We start from the raw sequence: 20,215 nt of genomic DNA, 5'->3' as shown, positions 1-20,215 counted from the left end.
CTCCTCACTGGTCGCGGAATTCCTCGGCGGCGTCGAGCACCCAGTCGGCGAGGTAGGCCGCGAAGGACTGGCGGACGAACAGGCGGAAGTCCTTGGCACCGAGCGCGAGCAGCAGCACCCCGGTGTGGCCGACCTGGGTCTGCGCGCAGGCACCCGCCGGGAACGCCGACGGCCTCAGATCCAGCGAGCAGCCCAGTGAAAGCAGCTCACGGACCAGTGGGCCGCGCAGCCGGATGCTCGTTCGCTGCGCGGAGACGTCGATCGCGGCGCCGTCGAACGCCGAGACCACCCACCCCAGTTCCTGTTCGAACTCCTGCGGCTGCGCGGTCGAACTGGTGACCAGCCACTCGTCGGGACCGAGCCAGATGAGCTGGCCCTCGCAGGTGTGGGTCCAGGTGTTCGGTTCGACCGGCAGCGCCGTGCCGAGCGTGCGGCCGAGCGCCGCGGCACCCGGTCCGTCCGGGTCGATCCTCAGGTCCACCGCGGCGACCGGTTCCTCGACGGACACGGTCAGCCCGCCGGACAGCCCGGCCAGCGCCGCCCGCCGGTTTTCCAGCGGGTGCGTGCGGTACAGGGTGTCAGCCATCGCGACGGGCTCCTTCCGGGTCCACCAGCACGGTTTCCCCGATCACGGCGGGCACCAGCACGCCGGCCACCGGCACGTGCACCAGTTCGCCGATCCGCGCGCGGCCGTTCTTCACCAACGCGAGCGCGAACGGGCGAGCCAGTTCCGCGCTGTGGTAACTGGAAGTGACGTGCCCGAGCATCGGCACCGGTGGTTCCGGCAATTCGCCGTCCTCGTACAGCTCGACGATCTGCGAACCTTCCGGCAGCTTCGTGCGGCCATCGGTGGGCAGCAGCGAAACGAACTGCTTGCGTTGCGGATCGTTGTTCTCCGGACGGGCGAACGAGCGCTTGCCGATGAAGTCTTCCTTCTTCTTCGACACCACCCAGTTCATGCCGAGGTCCTGCGGGGTGACCGTGCCATCGGTGTCCTGCCCGATGATCGGATAACCCTTCTCCGCGCGCAGGACGTGCATGGTTTCCGTGCCGTACGGGGTGATCCCGGACCGCCGGCCCGCCGCGAGCAGTCGTTCCCACAGCGCGAGCGCGTACCAGGAATTGACGTTGACTTCGTAGGCCAGTTCACCGGAGAACGAGATGCGGGCGACGCGCACCGGGACGCCGTCGAGCGTGGTGCCGCGCCAGGACATGAACGGAAACGCGTCGTTGGAGACGTCCAGTTCGGCGAAGACCTCCCCGATCACCTCGCGCGAACGGGGGCCGACGACCGGGAACACCGACCACTGCTCGGTCACCGAGGTCAGGTGCACCCGCAGCTCCGGCCACTCGGTCTGCAGCCACTCCTCCATCCAGTCCAGGACGGTGGCGGCACCGCCGGTGGTCGTGGTGAGCAGGTAGCGGTCCTCGTCGATGCGCAGCACGGTGCCGTCGTCGAGCACCATGCCGTCGTTGCCGCACAGCACCCCGTACCGGACGCGGCCGACCTTCAGCGTGCTCATCATGTTGGTGTAGAGGCGATCGAGCAGCACCCCGGCATCGGGCCCTTGCACGTCGATCTTGCCCAGCGTGGAGCCGTCGAGAATGCCGACGCTCGACCGGGTCGCCGCGCACTCCCGCAGGACCGCGGCGTCCATGTCCTCGCCGGGCCGCGGGTAGTACCGCGCACGCTTCCACTGCCCGACGTCCTCGAACACCGCGCCCGCTTCGACGTGCCAGTCGTGCAGCGGCGTGGTGCGCACGGGGTCGAACAGCCTGCCCTTCGCCCGCCCGGCCAGCGCCGCGAAGGCGACCGGCGTGTACGGCGGCCGGAACGTGGTGGTGCCGAGGTCCTCGATACCCACGCCCAGCAGTTCCGCGGTGATACCCGAGGCGAGCACCCCGGACGTCTTGCCCTGGTCGTGCGCGGTACCGATGGTGGTGTACCGCTTGATGTGCTCGGCCGAGCGCAGACCGGCACCCACCGCGCGGCCGAGGTCGGCCACCGTGGCGTCACGCTGGAGGTCGACGAACTGACGTTCCGGGTCGCCGTCCGTGCGCCACACCACCGCCGCCGGACCACGGGCCGGTTCCGGACCGGCTTCCGGCGCGTCCGGGCCGCCGCCTTCGCGCAGCACCCCGGCCAGGTCCAGGGTCCCGTTGGCCGCACCGATCACGGTGACCCCCGGCAGCGAGCCGGACGGGCGGAACGAGCCGAGCGACGGGTCGTAGGCCAGCGCCCCGCGAACGTGGCTGAACAGGTGCACGACCGGGTTCCAGCCGCCCGAGACCAGCAGCAGGTCCGCGGGCAACCGCACGCCGCCGTCGGTGGTGCGGGCGAGCACGGCCGACACCCGCTCCTTGCCTTCTGTCCCGGTGACCACCGCGGACGGGTGCACGGTGACACCGGCGTCGTTCGCCCGGCTTTCCCAGTCGCGTGGCGGGTTGGCACGCACGTCGAGCACGGTCACCCGCGCGCCGGCAGCCGCGAGGTCGACCGCCGCGGCGTAAGCGGCGTCGTCAGCGGTGAACACCACGATCTCGCGTCCGGCGAGCACGCCGTAGCGGTGCAGGTAGTCGCGTGCCGACGCGGCCAGCATGATCCCGGGCCGGTCGTTGTCCTCGAACACGATCGGCCGTTCCTGCGCGCCGGTGGCGACCACGACCTTCAGCGCCCGGATGCGGTGCACTCGCTGACGGCTGCGATGCGCGGGCGCGCCGGCGCCGAGGTGGTCGGTTCGCCGTTCGAGCGCGAGCACGAAACCGTCGTCGTACTGGCCGAAAGCGGTGGTGCGCTGCAGGTGCCGGACGCCCAGCCGCGCCAGCTCCGCCACGACGTCATCGACGAATCCGAGCGCGGGACGGCCGTCGATCACCTCGGTACCGGTCAGGCTCCCGCCCGCGATGGGCCGGTCGTCGAGCAGAACCACGTCCTCGCCCGCGCGAGCCGCCGAAAGCGCGGCGAGCAGCCCTGCCGGACCGGCGCCGATGACCAGGGTGTCGGTGTGCGTGTGCCGGCGGTCGTACCGGGCCGGATCGGGGGTGTCGGCCAACCGTCCCTGTCCGTTGACGCCGCGCGCGACCAGCCCGTCGACGAGTTCGACGGTGGTGGCTTGCAGCATCGGCTCGGGGAACGGCCGTTCGACCTGCACCAGCGCGGTCGCGTCCTCGGTCCACGCCGCGCTGATGCCGTGCGGGCGCCCGAGTTTGACGCTGGAGCCGACCAGGTGCACCCCGTTGGCCAGCAACGCCGAGGCCAGTGTGTCGCCCGGATGACCGGTGTACTCGCGGCCGTCGAAGGTGAAGGAGAGCGTGCGGCCGCGGTCGACGCGGCCGTACCCGTGGACCCGGCTCACACCCGCACCTCCTTCGGCCGCGGCTTGGTGGTGCTCAGGAACCGGTAGGTGTGCGTGTCCCGCACGGCGTCGAACCAGCGGCGGCACCCGGCGCTGTGGCTCCACCGCTCGGCGAAGGTGCCCTTCGGGTTGTCCCGGTAGAAGACGTACTCGGCCCAGTCCTGATCGGACAGTTCGGCGGGGCGCTCGGGATAGGCGACCCCGGCCTGGCCGCCGTAGTGGAACTCGACCTCCTCGCGGGGGCCGCACCAGGGGCAGTGGATGAGTTGCATGGCAGTCCTCGCGTTTTCAGTGGGCCACGGCGGCGGCGCCGTGCTCGTCGACGAGTGCGCCGGTGGTGAACCGGCCGAGGCCGAACGGCGCGACGTACGGGTGCGGCTCGCCGTGGGCGATGGTGTGCGCGTAGCACCAGCCGATGCCCGGCGTGGCCTTGAACCCGCCGGTCCCCCAGCCCGCGTTGACGAAGACGTTCTCGTACGGCGTGTGCCCGATGATCGGGCTCGCGTCCGGCGTGACGTCGACGATGCCCGCCCACGACCGGAGCAGGTGCGCGCGGGCGAACACGGGGAACAGTTCCACCGCCGCGGCCATCTGCCGCTCGATGATGTGGAAGGCGCCTCGCTGCCCGTAACCGTTGTAGGCGTCCACGCCCGCGCCCATCACCAACTCACCCTTGTGCGCCTGGGAGACGTACACGTGCACGGCGTTGGACATGACGATGGTCGGGTGCACCGGCTCCAGCAGCTCGGAAACCAGTGCCTGCAACGGATGCGACTGCAGCGGAGCACGCACGCCGAGGTGGTCCAGCAGCACCGAGGTGTGCCCGGCGGCGCAGAGCGCGACCGTGCCGCAGCCGATGTCGCCCCGGCTGGTGCGCACGCCGGTCACCCTGTCACCGTCCACGGTGAACCCGAGTACCTCGCAGTCCTGGATCAGGTCGACCCCGGCTTCGTCGGCCCGGCGCGCGAACCCCCAGGCGACGTAATCGTGTTTGGCGATGCCCGCGCGCGGCTGGTAGGTCGCGCCCTGGACGGGATAGCGGATGTCTTCCGAGATGTTGATGATCGGGCAGATCCGTTCGACCTCGTCCGGCTCGAGCCACTCCGCGTCGATGCCGTTGAGCTTGTTGGCCTCGACGCGGCGGACGGAGTCGCGGACGTCCTGCTCGGTGTGCGCGAGGTTGAGCACCCCGCGCTGGGAGAACAGGATCGGGTAGCCGAGGTCGTCTTCCAGGCCCTCCCACAGCTTCAGCGAGTGCTCGTAGATCGCCGCGGACTCGTCCCACAGGTAGTTCGACCGGATCAGTGTGGTGTTGCGGGCCATGTTGCCGCCGGCCAGCCAGCCCTTCTCCAGCACCGCGACGTTGGTGATGCCGTGGTTCTTCGCCAGGTAGTGCGCGGTGGCCAGGCCGTGCCCGCCGCCGCCCACGATCACCACGTCGTAGGTCTTCTTCGGCTCCGGGTCGCGCCAGAGGAAATCGGGGTGCTCGGGCAGGTCCGCGCCCGGCGGGTTCGTGGTCATCCGGCACTCCCGTCATATCTCTGTCGGACGTCTGATATATCAGTCAAGTGTCACGCTAGACCGCTGGTCCACGACGGTCAACCAGGCAATCAGGTGGTCGCGCGTGACAACGCGGCTACCGAGTGCAATCAGCCAATCGCGTCCGCGACCCAGTCCCGGAACTCGGCGATGTGGTGTTCGCTGGGCACCAGCACCCCGCCGGCGGCGTAGGCCTTCGACGACATCCCGGGCTGGCAGCGCTCGCAGGCGTCGAAGTCCTGCTGGTTCACCCGGTGGAACAGCTCCACCGACCGGCTCAGGTCCGCGCCGCTGTCGATGACCGACCGCGGGTAGAGCCAGTCGCATTCGACCACCGTCCGGTCCACCGCCATCGGGTACAAGCGGTGGAAGATGACGTGGTCGGGCACCAGATTGAGGAAGACCTGCGGGTTGACCGTGATCGCGTAGTAGCGCCGGTCGTGGCTTTCGTCGAGCCCGGCGAGCTTGCCGAATCCGCCCTGCCCGTCGACGGTGAACCCGGTGACCTCCTCGCCGAACTCCGCGCCGTGGCCGACGAAGTACTGGGCGGCGTACCCGTCGGCGAACTCCGGCAGCACCTCGGTGAGCTCCGGGTGGATGGTCGCGCAGTGGTAGCACTCCATGAAGTTCTCGACGATCAGCTTCCAGTTCGCCTTGACCTCGTAGGTGATCCGGCGGCCGACGACCAGCTCGTCGAGGCCCCACCGCTCGATCGTCTCCTCGTCCCCGAGGCGGGCCGCGACCACGGCCTGCACGGTGTCGGCGAAGGACGGCGGCTCGTCGGCCAAGCACACCCAGACCGTGCCGAGCCATTCCCGCAGGGCGACGCCGATGAGGCCGTACTCGCGGCGATCGACGTCGGCCATCGAGTTCAGGTTCGGGGCCGCGATGAGTGAGCCGTCGAGGCCGTAGGTCCAGGCGTGGTACGGGCACTGAAGCGATCGCCGCACCGAACCGGCGCCGTCCGTGCACAACCGCGCACCACGGTGGCGGCAGACGTTGAGGAAGGCACGCAGGGCGCGATCCCGGCCGCGGACGATCAGCACGCTTTCCCCGCCGACCTCGACCGTGCGGAAGCCGCCGGGCTCGGGCAGGTCGCTGCCGCGGGCGGCGGCGAACCAGGTGCGCCCGAAGATGCGCTGCTGCTCGCGCTCGAAGATCGCGGGGTCGGTGTAGTGGGCACCGGGCAGGGTCGGGATGAGGCTGGTGGCGGATTCCGGCTGCCTGCCCCGGACTTCGACGGAACTCACGGCGGTCCTTCCTGCGGTCGGTTCGAGGTGGACAGGAGCGCGGCCAGCCTGCGGCGCCAGCGCCCGAACGAGCGGGCGCGGTCGACCGCGAGCACGGCCACCGGATCACCGGCGCGGTCGCGGTAGAGCGCGAGGAAGTCGAAGGCCGCGACCTCGCCCTCGAGCACCTCCACCGTGCTGTCCTCGGTGCGGTGCCCGGCGAACTGGATGCGGTGGCCGTACTGGTCCGACCAGAAGTACGGCAGCGCGTGGTGGGCGGGCGGGGTGTGGTCGTGGCCCAGCAGGGCGGAGACCGCGGCGACCGGCTGCTGCACGGCGTTGGTCCAGTGCTCCAGGCGGAGCGGCGCGGTGGCGTACGGCTGATCGGCGTTGGCGCAGTCACCGGCCGCGACCACGCCGGGCACGTTCGTGGCACCGCGCGTGTCGGTCCGCACCCCGTTGGCGAGGTCGACGCCGGAGCCGATCAGCCACTCCACGCACGGCGACGCGCCGATGCCCAGCACCACCACGTCCGCGGGCAGCTCCCGGCCGTTCGTCAGCCGGACCGCCTTCACCCGGCCGTTGCCGACCAGCCCGGCGAGTCCGGCACCGACGTGCATCCGGACGTCCCTGTTGGCGTGCAGCCGGGCGCAGACCCGGCCCATCTCCAGCCCGAGCGGCCTGCTCAGGGGCGCGGGTTCGGCCTCGACCACGTCGACCTCCACACCCAGGCCCGTGGCCGTCGAGGCGATTTCGGAGCCGATGAACCCGGCGCCGATCACCACCAGGCGCGAGCCGGGCACGAGCGCTTTGCGCAGGGCGATCGCGTCGTCGAGGGTGCGCAGCGTGTGCACCCCTTCGAAGGTCCGGCCCGGCAGGCAGCGGGCTCGGGCGCCGGTCGCCAGGACCACGCCGTCGGACACGATCCGCTCGCCGTCGTCCAGCACGACGGCTCGTTCGCCGGTGTCGAGCGCGGCGGCGGTCCGGCCGAGGCGCCAATCGACATCGAGCATGGCGTCCTCGGGGGTTTCGAGCTTGAGGTCGTCCTCGGAGACCGTGCCGGCGAGGTATTCCTTGGACAGCGGTGGCCGGTCGTACGGGGCGTAGGCCTCCTCACCCACCACGGTGACGCGGCCGTCGTACCCCTGGTCCCGCAGGGCGCGGACCGCGGTCAGGCCGGCGAGGGAAGCCCCGACGACGGTGACCGCGCGCATCAGGCCACTTCTTTCGCGAGCGTGCCCACCTCGGCCTCGATGGTTTCGTGCACATAGACCTGGCCGTCGACGAGGACCACTTCGTGCGTGCGGACCGGTTTCCGGGCGGGCGGGCCGCTCGGGCGCCCGGTGCGCAGGTCGAAGCAGGCGGCGTGCAGGGGGCACTCGACCACGCACCCCTCCAGCCAGCCGTCGGACAACGACGCGTCCTGGTGGGTGCAGGTGTCGTCGATCGCGTAGAACCCGCCGTCGACGTGGAAAACGGCGATTGCCACCCGGCCCTGCACGCGTACAGACTCTCCGACGGGAATCTCGGACGCCGCGCCAACTGAGATCATGATTGCTCCTGTTGCGTATCGCGGAACACGCCGTGCTCTGCGCAACAGCGTCAAACAGCTTCCCGCCGTCTGTCAATCGTCCGGAGCCAGAACCCACCACTGAGCGCCTCGGAGTTGCAACATGCACAACAACAGCGAATCCGCCGCCGCCCGCGAGCCGAGATCGCCCAGTCAGACGGTGGATCGCGCGTTGTCGATCCTCACCCTGCTGGCCCAGCGCGGGCCGTCGGGCGTCACCGAACTGGCCCGCGAACTCGGGGTCCACAAGTCGACGACGACGCGGTTGCTGGCGGCGCTGGAGAAGTTCCGGTTCGTGGAGCAGGTGGGCAACCGCGGCAAGTACCGGCTCGGCTTCGGCATCGTCCGGCTGGCGGGGGCGACGGCCGCGCAACTGGACATCGCGAAGGAGGCACGGCCGACGTGCGCCCGGCTGGCGGCGGAACTGCGTGGCACGGTCAGCCTGAGCGTCCTCGAAGGCGGCGGGACGACCGCCGTGGCGCAGGAGCCGAGCACGGAACGGAACTGGATCGGCGTCCGGATGCCACTGCACGCGACCGCGACCGGCAAGGTGCTGCTGGCCGGCCTGGGGTTCGAGGAACTGAGCGCCGCGCTGGAACGCCCGCGGCAGCGGTTCACCGCGGGGACCATCACCGCCGGCGGCGCCCTGCTGGCCGACCTGAACCGCGTCCGCGACCGCGGCTGGGCCGCCACGATCGGCGAACTGGAGGCCGACCTGAACTCCGTCGCCGTCCCGGTGCGCGGGCCGGGCGGGCGCATCGCGGGAGCGCTGAGCGTCTCGGCGGCCGCGGAACACCTTCATACCGACGACTTCCAGGACATCGCCCGGCTCCTCGTCCAAGCCGCCGACGAGATCCGCCTCCGCCTGCAACGCCAGGTGGAACCGTGACCAGGCTCGTGTTCACGGGGCGTGCGGGGTGGACACCGGCTGGGAAACAAGGCAGGACCTCGTGCCCGTCACTGGTGCGCACGACGAGCAGTACGGCGATCCGCAGGTGAAATCCGTGCAAGTCGTCTTTCTCGAACTCGACCGTACCGACGGGAGATCGCGCACGAGGCGGTCAGCCAGCAAGCGCGCCACGACCTGCCGTGCCGGGGGCTCTCGACCGGCCAGGACTTTGCCGTCGACGCGTGCACTCGGCATCGCTTGGCGGACATCGGCGTCGGGCACACGCAGCACTCGCCGCCGCCACGATCGCCAGTGCCTGGTCGACCGGCACGCCCGCGGGCTGCGGCACGCTGTCGATCTCGGCCCGCCAAGCCAGGAGTAACCAGTCGACCACGATGTCCTGTTCCATGACGCCCTCACCCGTCCGTCCCCAATGGTCAGATAGTCGCGTGTGTTTGCGTTGGTGTTACGGCAATCTCGCCGGAACTGTGTGACCGGTTACCGGCCCATTCTGTCCACGAAGGACACTTATCCCCCAGGTGGGTGGTTCTGCGTGGCCACTTTGACACCGGCCCGGCCGCCGTCGCAGGATTCGCTCATCTGTTCCAACGCGGTCGGCTTCCCCACGACAGCATCCGGGGAAGGTGTCGGCGGGTGTCGTTCAACGGTGGTCAGGGCTCGCGCTGGACCGATCTGGCCGCGCGGTTCGACGGCCGGGCCGTCGGCGAGGGCATCGAGCGGGACAGCCCCACCTCGAACCGGCGGCGCGACCTGTACGTGCCGCCGGCCGACCTGCGGGCCCGGCGGATGCCCGACCACAGCGGCGCACCCCGGCGGACGCCGTTCGCCGAACTGCACTGCCATTCCTACTTCAGCTTCCTCGACGGCGTGTCCTCGCCGGAGGAACTGGTCGAGGAAGCCGCTCGCCTGGAGCTGGACGCGCTCGCGCTGACCGACACCGACGGCCTCTACGGCGCGGTCCGGTTCGCGCAGGCCGCCCGTGAACTCGGGGTGCGCACGGTCTACGGCGCCGAGCTGAGCCTGGACCTGCCGCGTCAGCAGACCGGCGTCGCCTATCCCGAAGGCGAGCACCTGCTGGTGCTGGCGCGCGGCCCGGAGGGGTACCGGCGGCTGTGCCGGGTCATCTCCGCCGCGCACCTGCGCGCCGACGCGGAGAAGGGGTTGCCGCAGTACGACCGCGCGGAGGTGGTCCGCGAGCTGGCCGGGCACGTCAAGGTCCTGACCGGCGGTGACCACGGCGCGGTCCGCCGCGCCTACCTCACCGGCGGGCTGCCCGCCGCCGACCGGGAGCTGAAGAAGCTGATCGGCCAGTTCGGGCGCGAGCACGTGGTGGTCGAGCTGATCGCGTACGGCGAGCCGCTGGACGACGTGCACAACGGTTGCCTGGCCGAGCTCGCCGAGGACCACGGCCTCACAATGATCGCCTCCAAGGGCGTCCGCTACCACTCCCCGCGACGCGGCCGGGCGCTCGCTCCGGCGGTCGCCGCGTTGCGCGCCCGCCGGACGGTGGACGAGATGGAGGGCTGGTTGCGTGCCGGTGACGACGCGTTCCTGCGCTCGGGCGCGGAGATGGCTGAGATCTTCACCCGCTACGAGGGGGTGGTGCAGAACGCCGCGCTGCTCGGCGTCGAATGCGCCTTCGACCTCAGCCTCGTCGCTCCCCGGCTGCCGCCGTTCCCGGTCGAAGAGGGCCACACCGAGGACAGCTACCTCCGGGAGTTGACCTGGCAGGGCGCGGCCCGCCACTACGGCCCCCGCGCGGGCAACGAAGAGGCCTACCTCCAGCTGGAACACGAGCTGGAGATCATCTCCGGCCTCGGCTTCCCCGGCTACTTCCTGGTGGTGTGGGACATCGTCCGGTTCTGCGGCGAAAACGACATCCTCTGCCAGGGCCGGGGCTCGGCTGCGAACTCCGCGGTCTGCTACGCCCTGGGCATCACCAAGGCCGACCCGGTGCGCTGGGGCCTGCTGTTCGAACGCTTCCTCGCCCCCGAACGCGACGGCCCGCCGGACATCGACATCGACATCGAATCCGACCGCCGCGAAGAGGTCATCCAGTACGTCTACGAACGGCACGGCCGTCACCGCGCCGCACTGGTCGCGAACGTGATCACCTACCGCAACCGGTCCGCGGTCCGCGACGCAGCCAGAGCGCTGGGCTACTCCCCCGGCCAGATCGACCGCTGGGCCAAGACCCTCGACGCCTGGGGCACGCTGGCCTCCGCCCGCGCCGACCCGGAGCAGGACATCCCCGCCGACGTGCTCGACCTGGCGTCCGGGCTGCAGGGCACGCCCCGGCACCTGGGCATCCACCCCGGCGGCATGGTGATCACCGACCAGCCGGTCTCGGAGGTCGTGCCGGTGGAGAACGCGCGCATGGCCGACCGGACCGTGCTGCAGTGGGACAAGGACGACTGCGCCGAGATCGGCCTGGTCAAGTTCGACCTGCTCGGCCTGGGCATGCTCTCGGCGCTCCACTACACGATCGACCTGGTCGCCGAGCACGAGAACACCGTGGTCGACCTGGCGCACCTCGATCTGGCTGACCCCAAGGTGTACGAAATGCTGTGTGCCGCAGACGCCATCGGCGTGTTCCAGGTGGAGTCACGGGCCCAGCTCGCCACGCTGCCACGGCTGCGGCCGCGCGAGTTCTACGACCTGGTCGTCGAAGTCGCGCTCATCCGGCCCGGCCCGATCCAGGGCGGCTCGGTGCACCCGTACATCCGGCGCCGCAACGGCGGGGAATGGGAGCACGCGCACCCGCTGCTGGCGCACTCGCTGGACCGCACGCTCGGCGTGCCGCTGTTCCAGGAGCAGGTGATGCAGATGGCCGTCGACGTCGCTTCGTTCACCGCCGCCGAAGCCGACCAGCTCCGCCGCGCCATGGGCGCCAAGCGGTCCCACCGCAAGATGGCGCAACTGCGGCAACGCTTCTACGAGGGCGCCGCGGCCAACGGCATCACCGGCGCGCTGGCCGACCAGATCTTCACGCAGGTCGAAGCGTTCGCCGGCTACGGCTTCCCCGAAGCGCACTCGATGTCCTTCGCGCACCTGGTCTACGCCTCGGCGTACCTGAAGCTCTACCACCCGGCCGCGTTCTGCGCCGGGCTCCTGCGCGCCCAGCCGATGGGCTTCTACTCCGCGCAATCGCTGACCGCCGACGCCCGGCGGCATGGGGTGCTCATCCACCACCCCGACATCGTCCGCAGCCTCGCCCACACCACCACGGAACCCGACCCCGCCAGCCGCGGTGGCGTCGCGGTCCGGCTCGGGCTCGGGGAGATCCGCGGCCTCGGGGAGGAAGTCGCCCAGCGCATCGTCGACGAACGCGCGAACGGCCCGTTCACCGGCATCGACGACCTCGCCCGCCGCACCGGCCTCACCACCGCGCACCTGGAGAACCTGGCCACTGCGGGAGCTTTGCGTCCTTGGGAGCCGTCACGCCGTCGTGCCCTGTGGACCGCGGGAGCCGCCGCCCGCGACAAGGCCGGCCTGCTCCCGGGGACCACCACCCCCACCCCGCCGCCCGCGCTGCCCGGGATGACCGCGCTCGAACTGCTCACCGCCGACGTCCACACCACCGGCCTGTCCGCGGACCAGCACCCCGTCGACCTCCTGCGCGCGCGGCTCGACGATCGCGGTGCCCACAGCGTCGCGCGACTGTCCACGGTGCTCAACGGCACGCGCATCCTCGTCGGCGGCGTCGTCACCCACCGGCAACGCCCGCCCACGGCAGGCGGCGTCACCTTCCTGTCGCTGGAGGACGAGACCGGCATCGTCAACGTCACCGTCTCGCGCGGGCTGGACCGCCGGTACCGCACCCTCATCCGAACCAGCACCGCCCTGCTCGTGCGCGGCCTCCTCGAAGCGCAGTCCGGCGCCCTGAACGTGATCGCGGACCACCTCGAACCCCTCGACGCCCGCGGCGCCGCCCCGTCCCGCGACTACCGCTGAGCTATCCCGGCGCCTGCCCGTCGACCATGGACACCAGCATCGAGACGAGTTCCTCGGCCGAGACCTGCCACTTGTCCGCGGACAGGTGCCCGTTGACCTCCATGTCGGTGATCCCGTGCGCGCTGGTCAGCAGCAGCGCGGCGAACCGCTGCGCGTCCGGGCCGCCGACGAGGTCGCCGACGATGGCGAGGAACTCGGCCATGGCGCGGTCGGCCGCCTGCACCGCCGCTTGGATCGCGGCCGGGGCGCCGGCCGGGGAGGCGAACATCAGCCGGTACAGGTGTGGCTGACGGCGGCCGATCGTCATCAGCGCGGCCAGGCCGCGGTGCAGCGTGTCGGCCGAGGACACCCGTGCGTCGGCGCGCACGGCCTGCACCTGGTCCGCGAGCCGGTCCAGCGCTTCGGCGGCGATGGTGGTCAGCAGGCTGTCCTTGTCGGGGAAGTGCCCGTACGGCGCCCCGCGGCTGACGCCCGCGCGCGCCCCGACCGCGCGCAACGTCACCGCGTCCGGGCCGCCGCTGTCCAGCAGCTCGGCGGCGGCGTCCAGCAGGGCCCGCCGGGTCGCGGCGGCGGATTCGGTACGGCTGACCATGCCGAGCACCCTACCGGTTGACACTGTCAGCTGAACTGCCTAGTCTCGCTCAGATGACAATGTCAGCTAGAATGCCGGAGTACGTCGTCGTCACCGGAGCCTCGACCGGCATCGGCGCGGCGACCGCGCGCGAACTGGCCCGGCGCGGGTTCCACGTCCTAGCCGGAGTCCGCCGCGACCGTGACGCCGACGCGCTCCGGGCCGACGGCATCGAACCGGTCATCCTCGATGTCACCGAACCGGACCACATCGCCCGGCTGGCCGCCCGCTTCGACGACGGCTCGCGGACTGGTGCGCTGCGGGCGCTGGTGAACAACGCCGCGATCCAGCTCAACGCGCCGGTCGAGACCCTGCCGTTGAGCCAGTGGCGGCGGCAGTTCGAGGTCAACCTGTTCGGCCAGATCGCCGTCACCCAGGCGCTGCTGCCCGCGCTGCTGCGCCACTCGGGCCGGGTGATCAACATCAGCTCGGTCGGCGGGCGGATCGCCATGCCCGCGTACGGGCCCTACGCGGGCACGAAGTTCGCCCTCGAAGCGGTCAGCGACTCGTTGCGCCGGGAACTGGCGCCGCTGGGCGTGCACGTGGTCGTCATCGAGCCCGGCGCTGTCCGCACGCAGATGGCGAGCCGGGTGGCCGCCACCGCGAACGAGCTCGCCGCCGCCATGTCACCGGAACAGCGGGACCGCTACGGAAAGCTGATCCAGGCCACCAACGCGCACTCCGCCGCCCACGCCCCGAACGGCAGGCCGCCCGAGGACGCGGCCCGGGTGATCGCGAAAGCGGTGACCGCCGCGAAACCCCGCACCCGCTACACCGTCGGCCGCGACGCGGCGCTGATCACCCGCCTGACGCGGGTCCTGCCCGACCGGGTGCTCGACCGCGTCCTCGTGGCCGGCCTCCGCCCGCACTACGAAAAGACTCCTCGTTCCCCGCGTTGAGCGCCCCCGCGCAAAGCGGCCGGGCGGGGGCGGGCCATACTGAACCACCTCGTGGCAGGGTTCCAGGCCGTCCCCTGCCACGACCCCTCAAGCGCCCACGCCGGCCATCTTGCGGCGGATGACCGGCGCGAAGACCACGAGCAGCACCCCGAGCGCCACCGCGGACAGCCCGATGACCCCGAAGTACAGCGGTGCCGACTCGCGGTCGTAGAACCCGACGATCTGCGCGGAGATGCCCTGCCCCGCCGCGCTGGAGGCGATCCACAGGCCCATGGTCTGGGTGGCGAAGGCGGCGGGCGCCAGCTGCGTGGTCACCGACATGCCGATCGGCGACAGGCAGATCTCCCCGATGGTCACCAGGGTGAAACTGCCGATCAGCCACAGTGGATTCGTCTCGCCGCCGGACAGCGTGGGGATCACCAGCATGGCGTACGACAAGCCCGCGACCACCAGGCCGAAGCTGAACTTCGCGGGCGTGGACGGTTGCCGTTCCCGGCGCGCGAGCCGGATCCACAGCACCGCGAACGCCGGTGCGATCAGGATGAGCACCAGCGAGCCGACCGACTGGAACCACGAAGCCGGGATCCCGAAGCCGAACGCGTCGAGGTCCGTGCTCTCCTGCGCGTACTGGGCGAGCACGATCGCGCCCTGCTCCTGGATCACCCAGAAGCACACCGCGGCGAGGAAGAGCGGGATGTAGGACAGCACCCGGGAACGTTCGGCGCTGGTCACGCGCGGGCTGCGCAGCATCACGGTGAAGTAGGCGACGGGCAGCGCGATCGCCAGCAGGCTGATCAGGTCGATCACCAGCCCGGCGCTGAAGGAGCCGGTGAGGACGACCAGGAGCACGAGCAGGCCGATGCCCGCGAGCACCCCGGCCGCCCATCCCCGCGGGATTTCGGCCAGGCGGATCGGATTCGCCGGCCGCTTGCTCTCGTCACCGAGATGCCGCCGGCCCAGCACGAAAACCACCAGTCCGACAGCCATGCCGGCGGCCGCCAGGCCGAATCCGAGGTGGTAGTCGTACTTTTCGCCCAGCGTGCCCACCGCGAGCGGCGCGACCAGCGCACCGACGCTGATGCCCATGTAGTAGATGGTGAACCCGGAATCACGGCGCTCGTCCTGATCGGGGTACAACTGCCCGACCGAGGTGGAGATGCTGGGCTTCAGCAATCCGGTACCCGCCACGATGAACAGCATCGACAGGTACAACGCGGTCGCGCCGGCGGGCAGGGCCAGGCAGATGTGCCCGCACATGATGAGAATGCCGCCGTAGAGCGTGCTCCGGCGCGCGCCGAGCACGCGGTCGCTGAGCCAGCCGCCCCCGATGGCGGCGAGGTAGATCGACGCCCCGTAGACCGCCACGAGCGAGCGGGCCGTTTCGGCCGGGATGCCCAGTCCGCCTTCGCTCACCCGGTCGTACATGTAGTACAGCAGGATGGCTTTCATCCCGTAGTACGAAAACCGCTCCCACGCTTCGGTGAAGAACAGCGTGGCGAGCCCACTCGGATGGCCGAAGAATCCGGTCGCCGAGGATTTCCCCACCAAACTCCCGCCCCACGGGCGCACCCGCGTGATCCGTGGCGTCCAAGGTCCCGGCGGACGCTAACCGCCGATCACCCGCCTCGTCAATCCGGGCGGAACACGCCTCAGTGACCGGAGTGGACGACGAATTCGGCTGTTCTCACGCGGGAACCGGTGGCCAGTACGCCCCACACCACTTTGCCGCCCGACATCGCCGGGGTGCAGCCCCATGCCTTGGTCACCTGGGCGACCATCAGCAGGCCGACCCCGCCGATCTCGCCGGCCGCACCTTCCCGCAGCCGGGCCGGCACGGGTGAGAGGTCGCCGACCGCGATGCTGAAGTGACGCGACCGCAGTTCCAGTCGCAGGACCGGCTCCGAATCGGTGTGCACGACGGCGTTTTCCACCAGTGCGTTCACCACCAGCAGCGCGTCGGTCAGGATCGGGCTGTCCGGCAGCCAGTGGTGGCAGACCTGCGTGGTGAACTGCCTGGCGTGCCGGGAAGTGTCCGACGACCGCGGCAGGGTGATCTTCGCGTGCCGCCGCCGGGGCTGGGTCGCCACACCGCGCACCGCGTCGCCGATCGACGGGAAGACCGGGACGAACCGGGGCACCACGGCGTCCACCAGCATCCGGCGAGCCGCTTCGCGCCGCGCGACGAGGAAGAGCGGCACCCCCGGCCAGTCGGAAAGCCGATTGTCCACCTGGGAGAACACACTGAGCAGGTTCTTGTCCGTCACATCGAGTTCGTCGACGACCACGATCACCGCCGAAGGCTGCTCGACCGCGCACTTCAGGAGCGTGTCACGGAGCTTCGGGTACTCGCGGACCCCGAGGTCCCCGGAAACGTGGATCACGCGGCAACCGGCGCGCTCTTCGAGGTCGAGGCGCAGGTGCTCGTCACCGCCGGTTCGGTTGATCCGACAACTCCCGTCCGGCAAAGCAGAAATTCGCCCATTGTGGTCGGCTACCACTTACCACCGTACGCCCCGGCACCCGCCGGAACGGGTGCGGACGGCCGGGCATGACCGGGGTCACGTCGTCTCGAAGTTGGCCATCATGCCCATGTCCTCGTGTTCGGCGTTGTGGCAGTGGAACGCGTACCGGCCGCGGTAGCCGTCGAACCGCGCGATCACCTCGACCGCCTCGCCGGGCCGGAGGTCGACGGTGTCCTTGCGGCCCGCGTCGTGGGGTCCCGGCTCGCGTCCACCGCGGGAAAGCACGTGGAAGTGCACCAGGTGCAGGTGGATCGGGTGGTGCAGATCCGCCACGAAACGCCAGATCTCCACGTCGCCGAGCCGGGGCCGCGCGTCCATGCGGGTCGGCGAGTAGGGCTGACCGCCGATGGTCCAGCCGTGCCTGCCGCCGACTTTCCCGCCGCGGAACGAAAAGTCCCGGACCACGGTCGCCCGCGCGCGGTCCAGCGGCTCGATTTCGCCGAGCCGGTCCGGGATGTGGCTGTCCTCGACACCGCTGCGGGCGATCCGGAACCGCATCACGTGCGCCATCGGCCCGGTGCCGAGCCGGTTGACCAGGGTGAGCTCGGTGCCCACCGGGTAGCGGCCGAAGTCGACGACCAGGTCGTACCGCTCGGCCGGGGCGATCGGCACGTGGTCGTGCACCACCGGCGCGGCGAGCAGCCCCTGATCCGAGCCGATCTGCGTGAACGCCCCGCCCCCGGGCGGCGGCGGGTCGAGCGCGAGGTCGTAGCGGCGGGCGTTGGAGGCGTTGAGCACCCGCAGCCGGTGCCTGGTCGCGGACACCTCCGCCACCGGCCACGGCGCGCCGTTCACCAGGAGCACGTCCCCGAACACGCCCTCGATGTAGGGCTCTTCGACCCCGGGCACCGAACTCAGCGACTGGTCGACCGACGGGTAGCGCAGGGAACCGTCCGCCGCGAACGCCCGATCGGTGAGCACCAGCGGCAGTTCCCGGTCACCGCGCGGCAAGGGCAGCGCGTCCTCTTCGTCGTCGCGCACCACGTGCAACCCGGCCAGGCCGCGGTAGACCGCCGGACCGGTGAAGTCCATCCGGTGGTCGTGGTACCAAAGCAGAGATGCCTTCTGCTGCAACGGATACACGTAGTCCCGCTCGCCGTGGCTGATCCGCGCGTCCGGGTCGTGCATCCCCGCGTGGGCGGTGTACCGGCCGCCTGCGGGCAGCACCAGGTCCGTGGCGTACCCGTCGTGCTCCGGCGGCGTGCGACCACCGTGCAGGTGCACCACGGTCGGCACCGGGAGTTCGTTGCGATGCCGCACGATCGTCGTGCGGCCGCTGCGGGATTCGAGGGTGGGGCCCGGGAAGGTGCCCTGGTAGCCCCAGATCGGCGTGCGCACGCCCGGCAGGATCTCCACGATGGCCGGTCGCTGGACGATCTCGTAGCGATCGGCGTCCGCGTCCCGCGCGACCGGTTCCAGCACGGCGGGAATCGGCAACGGCACCTGGAACGGCTCAGGCAACGGGATTTCACTCGTCAGCAGTTCACCCGTGGCGGCGGAACCGAACAGCCGCGGCCCGGTGAGCCCGGCGGCGAGCAGCACACCCGCACCGCCGGTCAGGCCGAGGAACCGGCGCCGGGACAGCGCGCTCACTGCCGCGCCCCGGTCCGCCAGATGGCGACCAGCATGATCGAGGCCAGCGTGACCAGCGCGACGCCCAGCGGGAGGTGCAGGTCCAGCGCCCCGGCCAGACCGGCGAAGTACTGCCCGGTCTCCCCGAGGACGAGCAGCAGGCTCGCCCAGAACGGCCAGCGCGTCCCGGTACGCCGCCACAGCAGCGCGGCCGGCACCAGTTGCGCCAATCCGAGGTAGGACACCAGATCGGCGCCGAGCGCGTGCAGCGCCAGCATGTCGTAGTCGCCGACGAGATAACCACCGGCGAACACCGGCTGCCCGAACACCGCCACGGCGTGCACCGTGACGAACCCGCGCACCACCCCCAGCACCGCACTCATCCCCAGTCCTTTCCCGTTCGCTTCCCCCTCGAAGTTAGGGCCGGGTTTCCATGCCGTCCAAGACCAGATTCGCCATAAACCCATGACGTCAGCGCTATGAATCGGCCTGCTCGCGGCCGGTAGCCGGGCCGGTGCACGCCGGGAAATTCCTCCCCCATCCGGGTGGGTTCCCTAGTACGATCTCCCTCCAAGATCTCCTTGTTCCGGCGAAGGGATCACCCGATGACCAGGCAACACAACGACGTGACCGCCCGGTTCCCCCGGAGCAGGCACCTGGCACCGCCCGAGATCAGACCGCTTCCGGCGCCACCCGCCTCCACCTGGCGGATCATCGGGCCGGGCATCGTCGCCGCGGGCGTCGGACTGGCTTCCGGCGAGTTCATCCTCTTCCCCTACATCGCCTCCCAGGTCGGGCTGGTGTTCGTCTGGGCCGCGCTGGTCGGCCTGGCCACGCAGTTCTTCCTGAACATGGAGATCGAGCGGTACACCCTCGCCACCGGGGAGACCGCGCTCACCGGCTTCAGCCGCTACTGGCGGCACTGGGGCCTGGTGTTCGCCATCCTCACCATGCTCGCGAACCTGTGGCCCGGCTGGGCGACCAGTTCGGCGACGCTGATCACCTACCTGTGGGGCGGGAGCGTCCAGTGGATCTCGGTCGGGCTGCTGCTGGCCATCGGCCTGATCCTCACCCTGGCCCCGGTCGTCTACGTGGCGCTGGAGCGCGCGGAGATGCTGAAGGTCGCGGCGGTGCTCGTGCTGCTCGCGGTCGGCGCGGTGGTCGCGATCACCGCGAGCGCCTGGGCGGACGTGCCCAAGATCATCACCGACGCGAGCGTGCCGGTCGACCTCGGGCTGGCGTTCCTGATGGGCGCGCTCGCCTTCGCCGGCGCCGGTGGCGGGCAGAACCTGGTGCAGAGCAACTGGATCCGCGACAAGGGCTTCGGCATGGGCAAGTACGTGCCGCGCATCAAGAGCCCGGTCACCGGCAAGCCGGAGGCCGCGCCGAGCACCGGGTTCATCTTCGAGCCGACCGACGAGAACCTGTCGCGGTGGCGCTCGTGGTGGCGGTTCGCCAACCGCGAGCAGCTCTACACCTTCGTGCTGATCACCTTCCTGTCGATCATGTTCACCTCGCTGCTGGCCTACTCGACCGTCTACGGCAGGCCGGGCCTGCCGAACAACATCGGGTTCCTGCGGATCGAGGGCGAGGTGCTGAAGGAGACCGTCGGCGCCTGGTTCGGCACGCTGTTCTGGGTGGTCGGCGCGTTCGCGTTGTTCGCCGCGGCACTGGGCATCGTGGACTATTCGAGCCGGCTCACCGCGGACGTGCTCAAGACCGCGTATGTCAAGGACGCCAAGGAAAGCACGCTCTACTTCGCCGTGGTGTGGGTGCTGGTGCTCGCGGGGTGCGTGATCGTGCTGGCCGGGTTCGCGCAGCCGCTGATCCTGCTGGTGATCTCCGCCTGCGTGGGCGGGCTGATGATGTTCCTCTACTCCGGACTGCTCATCGTGCTCAACCGCAGGGTGCTGCCGGAGCCGATCCGCATCCGCGCCGGGCGCACCGCGGTGCTCGGCTGGTCGGTGGCGTTGTTCGGGGTGCTGAGCGTGCTGACCATCATCGAACAGGTCGGCAAGTTGTTCTGAGCGCGC

Annotated in this window: 16 protein-coding genes; 4 read left to right on the top strand and 12 right to left on the bottom strand. The window is 70.6% G+C overall.

Going from position 1 to position 20,215, the window contains the following annotated elements; genetic code table 11:
• Positions 1-4: 4 nt before the first annotated feature.
• The 7 genes from L3Q67_RS24220 to L3Q67_RS24190 form a co-directional block, all read right to left on the bottom strand.
• A complete protein-coding gene (locus L3Q67_RS24220; RefSeq protein ID WP_499183760.1) occupies positions 5-586 on the bottom strand; it encodes a sarcosine oxidase subunit gamma in 582 nt (193 codons plus the stop codon).
• Complete coding sequence (locus L3Q67_RS24215; RefSeq protein WP_499183759.1) at positions 579-3,356, bottom strand: aminomethyltransferase family protein; 2,778 nt, start codon at positions 3,354-3,356, stop codon at positions 579-581. The genes L3Q67_RS24220 and L3Q67_RS24215 overlap by 8 nt, the downstream gene beginning before the upstream one ends.
• Positions 3,353-3,628 carry a sarcosine oxidase subunit delta gene (locus L3Q67_RS24210; RefSeq protein WP_209668558.1) on the bottom strand — a complete coding sequence of 92 codons (276 nt, stop codon included), beginning with the start codon at positions 3,626-3,628 and terminating at the stop codon, positions 3,353-3,355. Before L3Q67_RS24210 ends, L3Q67_RS24215 begins: the two co-directional genes overlap by 4 nt.
• A 16-nt stretch (positions 3,629-3,644) precedes the next feature.
• A complete protein-coding gene (locus L3Q67_RS24205) occupies positions 3,645-4,877 on the bottom strand; it encodes a sarcosine oxidase subunit beta family protein (RefSeq protein WP_499183758.1) in 1,233 nt (410 codons plus the stop codon).
• A 128-nt stretch (positions 4,878-5,005) separates the two neighbouring features.
• Positions 5,006-6,145: an aromatic ring-hydroxylating oxygenase subunit alpha gene (locus L3Q67_RS24200; protein WP_499183757.1), complete on the bottom strand. Its 1,140-nt coding sequence runs from the start codon at positions 6,143-6,145 to the stop codon at positions 5,006-5,008.
• Complete coding sequence (locus L3Q67_RS24195; protein WP_499183756.1) at positions 6,142-7,338, bottom strand: NAD(P)/FAD-dependent oxidoreductase; 1,197 nt, start codon at positions 7,336-7,338, stop codon at positions 6,142-6,144. Before L3Q67_RS24195 ends, L3Q67_RS24200 begins: the two co-directional genes overlap by 4 nt.
• Positions 7,338-7,676 (bottom strand): bifunctional 3-phenylpropionate/cinnamic acid dioxygenase ferredoxin subunit, encoded by a 339-nt coding sequence (locus L3Q67_RS24190; protein ID WP_499183755.1) that lies wholly within the window; start codon positions 7,674-7,676, stop codon positions 7,338-7,340. The genes L3Q67_RS24195 and L3Q67_RS24190 overlap by 1 nt, the downstream gene beginning before the upstream one ends.
• 121 nt (positions 7,677-7,797) lie before the next feature.
• On the opposite strand from L3Q67_RS24190, the gene L3Q67_RS24185 reads away from it, so the two are divergent.
• On the top strand, positions 7,798-8,583 hold the full coding sequence (locus L3Q67_RS24185) for an IclR family transcriptional regulator (RefSeq protein ID WP_499183754.1): 786 nt from the start codon (positions 7,798-7,800) through the stop codon (positions 8,581-8,583).
• 654 nt (positions 8,584-9,237) lie between these two features.
• Positions 9,238-12,558, top strand: a complete 3,321-nt coding sequence (locus L3Q67_RS24180; protein ID WP_499183753.1) for an error-prone DNA polymerase — start codon at positions 9,238-9,240, stop codon at positions 12,556-12,558.
• Between the two features lies 1 nt (position 12,559).
• On the opposite strand, the gene L3Q67_RS24175 is transcribed toward L3Q67_RS24180, so the two are convergent.
• The gene (locus L3Q67_RS24175) at positions 12,560-13,150 is read right to left on the bottom strand and encodes a TetR/AcrR family transcriptional regulator (RefSeq protein ID WP_499183752.1); all 591 of its coding nucleotides are present in this window, start codon (positions 13,148-13,150) and stop codon (positions 12,560-12,562) included.
• A 53-nt stretch (positions 13,151-13,203) separates the two neighbouring features.
• On the opposite strand from L3Q67_RS24175, the gene L3Q67_RS24170 reads away from it, so the two are divergent.
• A complete protein-coding gene (locus L3Q67_RS24170; protein WP_499183751.1) occupies positions 13,204-14,088 on the top strand; it encodes an SDR family oxidoreductase in 885 nt (294 codons plus the stop codon).
• A gap of 87 nt (positions 14,089-14,175) precedes the next feature.
• Here L3Q67_RS24170 and L3Q67_RS24165 read toward each other — a convergent pair whose 3' ends face one another.
• From L3Q67_RS24165 to L3Q67_RS24150, 4 genes are all read right to left on the bottom strand, one after another.
• Positions 14,176-15,633 (bottom strand): peptide MFS transporter, encoded by a 1,458-nt coding sequence (locus L3Q67_RS24165; protein WP_499183750.1) that lies wholly within the window; start codon positions 15,631-15,633, stop codon positions 14,176-14,178.
• A 104-nt stretch (positions 15,634-15,737) separates the two neighbouring features.
• On the bottom strand, positions 15,738-16,469 hold the full coding sequence (locus L3Q67_RS24160) for an ATP-binding protein (RefSeq protein WP_499183749.1): 732 nt from the start codon (positions 16,467-16,469) through the stop codon (positions 15,738-15,740).
• Between the two features lie 177 nt (positions 16,470-16,646).
• Positions 16,647-18,203, bottom strand: a complete 1,557-nt coding sequence (locus L3Q67_RS24155) for a multicopper oxidase family protein (RefSeq protein WP_499183748.1) — start codon at positions 18,201-18,203, stop codon at positions 16,647-16,649.
• Positions 18,200-18,565 (bottom strand): hypothetical protein, encoded by a 366-nt coding sequence (locus tag L3Q67_RS24150; RefSeq protein ID WP_499183747.1) that lies wholly within the window; start codon positions 18,563-18,565, stop codon positions 18,200-18,202. Before L3Q67_RS24150 ends, L3Q67_RS24155 begins: the two co-directional genes overlap by 4 nt.
• A gap of 222 nt (positions 18,566-18,787) precedes the next feature.
• On the opposite strand from L3Q67_RS24150, the gene L3Q67_RS24145 reads away from it, so the two are divergent.
• On the top strand, positions 18,788-20,209 hold the full coding sequence (locus L3Q67_RS24145; protein WP_499183746.1) for an Nramp family divalent metal transporter: 1,422 nt from the start codon (positions 18,788-18,790) through the stop codon (positions 20,207-20,209).
• The last annotated feature ends 6 nt before the right edge of the window (positions 20,210-20,215 follow it).

The organism is Saccharothrix sp. AJ9571, assembly GCF_021725495.1.
Taxonomy (GTDB): domain Bacteria; phylum Actinomycetota; class Actinomycetes; order Mycobacteriales; family Pseudonocardiaceae; genus Amycolatopsis; species Amycolatopsis magusensis.
Note: the sequence above shows the minus strand (reverse complement) of the source record. Positions and strands in the feature narration are given on the sequence as shown.